Raw genomic sequence first — 3158 nt, 5'->3', positions numbered from 1 at the left:
CGTCAACCGGCACGCATACCGGAACCTTGAGTATCACTAATGAACACGGTGATATCACCACGGTTCACAGCGTGGATAATACGTCGGTTGCGGGAGACTTTGGTGTGCTGAGTATTGCGGCCAACGGTAGCTACACCTACTCACTGAATGCGGGCGTGGATGGACAATCCATTACCCATAAAGAGGTGTTCAGTTACACCCTGGCGGCGAGCGATGGCACCATCACCACGCAGTCGTTCACCATCGAGCTGCATCCAACCATCACAGGAACCACGGGGGCTGACACGCTGACCGGCGGTGCCTACGACGACACCATCACCAGCGGTGCCGGCGCAGATACCCTGGTTTATCACTTACTGGCGAGCGCGGATGCCACCGGCGGTAACGGTCACGATACCTGGACCGACTTCAATGTTGCGCAAGGCGACAAAATTGACGTCAGTAACTTGCTTATCGGCTGGAATGATTCCACAAGTAATATTAATGATTTCGTGAAAGTGGACCATACTTCAGATGGCAATACGGTGCTCTCAATAGACCGTGATGGTACCGGTACGGGTTACAGCAGTACTCAACTGATTACGCTGGAAGGCGTGAACGTTTCACTGGAGGAACTGCTGCAACAACCGCACCAAAACCACACGGCTTAATGGCTTTGTGATGCAGGGATGCAGTTAGGGCACAGGGATGTGCCCCTTTCTCATTATTGACTGGTGGACTATCGATGGAACTGATGCACTCAGGCGCAACTTTTCGCCGTTCGTTTAAGCTCAGCGTTCTCTGTGCGGGCATGGCTTTACTTTACAGTTCTCAACTTTTAGCGGCCAGTGACGCGTTAACCCGCGCGGGGCAAATTACCTCCGCAGGTTTAGCGCAACAGCAAGAATTGCCTTCATTAACCGGTGAGGTGGCGGAACCCGCCCTCGCTAATGTCCCCGATTTTCTGACCATCAACCAGGCGGTGCAGCGCGCCATTCAGTGGCATCCCGATATCGCTCAGGCGGTAGGGAAAATGCTGGAGCAGGCCAATCAGGTTGATGTGGCGAAAGCCAAATACTATCCGCAAATCAGCGCGGGCATGAACAACGGCTACAGCAACGCTTACAGCGAAAAGGGCTTCAGCCCGTCGTTTGTGCTGTCGGTTTCGCAGATGCTGTATGACTTTGGCAAGGTCAGCAGTTCGGTGCGTTCCGCCGAAGCGGGCGTGGCGCAGGAGCAGGCCAACGTGCTGGTGAGTATTGATACCGTGGCACACGATACCGCCGCAGCGCTGGTGGAAGTGCAGGGTTATCAGCAACTGGTGATCATTGCGCAACAGCAGCTTACGGCGCTGAGTAAGATTGGCGATCTGGCGCGCCAGCGTAATGAAGAGGGCGCGGCGTCGCTTTCGGATGCCACGCAAACCGATGCGCGTATCGAAGGTGCGCGTACTACCTTAACGCAGTATCAAGCCAACCTTGATCGCTGGCGTGCCACGCTGGCGACCTATCTTGGCTGGCCGCTGGTGAAAAAAGTCAGCGACGATTTCCCCACCAAACTCACGCAATCCTGTCAGGTGGCGAAAGCCGATGACAAGCTCAATCCGTCGGTGCTGGCCGCCTGGGCGCAGGCTAATCAGGCGCAGGCCAAACTCGATAATGCCAACGCGCAAAACATGCCAACCATCTCGCTGGAACCGCAGGTGACGCATTATCTCAACAATCACTACTCCGGCAGCGAAACGCTGGATCGCACGCAATATTCAGCGTTTGTGAAAGTGGAAATGCCGCTCTATCAGGGCGGTGGCATCACCGCCAGCCGAGACGCAGCAGCCAATGCGCTGCAGGCCGCCAATGCCGCTGTTAACTCGGCGCGGCTTAAAGCGCGTCAGCAGCTGAGCGAGTCGCAAAACGAATCGCAAAGCCTGTCGCTCAGCCTGGCGATCATGGGACGGCAACAGGCACTGGGCGAGAAAACTCAGTCGCTCTATCAGGATCAGTATCTGCAACTTGGCACGCGTCCGCTGCTGGATGTGCTCAACGCCGAGCAGGAAGTGTTCCAGACCCGTTTTACACTCCAGCAAACCATCAGCCAGTTGCGCTCACTGCAGCTTGATTGCCTCTACAGCACCGGGCATATGCGGTCGGCGTTTGCCTTGAATAATCAGCGGATCCAGTCCGTGGAGATCCAGCCATGACGCAATTACAGATTCCCGACGCGCCCGATAGCGCGTCAGGGGGAAACGTGCCCTTACACGGATGGGCCACCGCAATCATCCTGATTGCCACCCATTATCGCTTGCCCTGTTCGCCGGGCATGATCATGGCCGCTGCCGAATGGCAGGGCAAACAGTCGCGCGATAAAGCATTGCGCCATCTGGCGCGTCAGGCCGGTTTATCGTTGCAGCTGTATGAAGAGAATAAGTGGGAGATCACCAGCTGGCGCTTGCCGCTGGCGATCGAACTGGCCGACGGTCAGGTTGGCGTTATCACCCAGTTTGATGGCGATGATGAAGTGCGGGTGCATTTCGCTGGAGATGAACAGCCAGCGCCGATTGCGCTGGAAACCTTGCTGCCGGAAATCCGTTTTGCCGCCGCGCTGCGTCCGGTTACTGCGGCCAAAGACAGCCGCGTCGATCGCTATCTCGCCACGGTGAAACCGGATTGGCTGCGCCGTCTGGTGCTGCACGATCTGCGGCCTTATGGCTACGTGATGCTCGGATCCTTCCTGATCAACCTGCTGGCGCTGGTCGGCATTATCTTCTCGATGCAGGTGTACGATCGGGTGATTCCGGCGCAGTCCTATCCCACGCTGTACGTGCTGTATATCGGCGTGATCATCTCGGTGGTGTTCACTTACATCCTGCGCGTCGGGCGCGATCACGTGACCGATCTGCTGGGCAAGCGCGCCGATATGCGCGTCTCCGATCGGGTATTTGGTCACGCGCTGCGGCTGCGAAACAGCGCGGTGCCGCGTTCGACCGGCACCTTTATCTCGCAGTTGCGCGAGCTAGAGGCGATCCGCGAAATGGTCACCTCGACCACGGTAACGGCGATTGTCGATATGCCGTTCTTCCTGCTATTCCTGCTGGTGATGGCGATTATCGCGCCGCAGCTGGCGTGGATTGCACCGGTGGCAGTGCTGCTGATGATCTTGCCGGGGGTGCTGAGCCAGAAAAA

At 57.1% G+C, this 3158-nt stretch carries 3 protein-coding genes; all 3 read left to right on the top strand.

The features are described 5' to 3' along the window. The coding region (locus RTY00_RS22550; protein ID WP_312666373.1) for a type I secretion C-terminal target domain-containing protein at positions 1–650 on the top strand (650 nt) is incomplete at its 5' end. Positions 651–724: 74 nt separating this feature from the next. Continuing rightward, positions 725–2176 (top strand): TolC family outer membrane protein, encoded by a 1452-nt coding sequence (locus tag RTY00_RS22545; RefSeq protein ID WP_008107274.1) that lies wholly within the window; start codon positions 725–727, stop codon positions 2174–2176. Further along, positions 2173–3158: ABC transporter transmembrane domain-containing protein (locus RTY00_RS22540; RefSeq protein WP_312666371.1), on the top strand; the 986-nt coding region annotated here is incomplete at its 3' end. The genes RTY00_RS22545 and RTY00_RS22540, both read left to right, overlap by 4 nt.

Source organism: Pantoea sp. CTOTU49201 (genome assembly GCF_032054795.1).
Classification (GTDB): Bacteria; Pseudomonadota; Gammaproteobacteria; order Enterobacterales; family Enterobacteriaceae; genus Pantoea; species Pantoea symbiotica.
Note: the sequence above shows the minus strand (reverse complement) of the source record. Positions and strands in the feature narration are given on the sequence as shown.